Consider the following 279-nt stretch of genomic DNA (forward strand, 5'->3'; position numbering starts at 1 on the left):
GCGCTGTTCGTCAACAGCCAGTGCTGCATCCAGCTCAACGAGGGCGCCAACCCGGACACCAGCGGCCCGCATTGGTATTGCGACGCGGTGGCCGTGAGCTTCAAAGAGCAGGCGGCCTACTTATGCGAAATCACCTACGCAGCAAAGGCGCCCTCATTGCTCGGTCGGCTGAGAGGGTGGGACGAGCACTGGGAAGGGGTGAAGTCAGCGTTGGTGAGGGACAGCGGCGTGCCAGAGGGATGGTCCGTCAGGCCCTGGCTGTTCGTGCCGCAGGCGCAC

1 pseudogene is annotated in these 279 nt (G+C 64.5%); it reads left to right on the top strand.

The window, feature by feature from the left end:
- Positions 1–279 (top strand): annotated as a pseudogene (locus XdyCFBP7245_RS23600) (hypothetical protein); the annotation flags it as partial.

This window comes from Xanthomonas dyei (assembly GCF_002939865.1).
Classification (GTDB): Bacteria; Pseudomonadota; Gammaproteobacteria; order Xanthomonadales; family Xanthomonadaceae; genus Xanthomonas; species Xanthomonas dyei.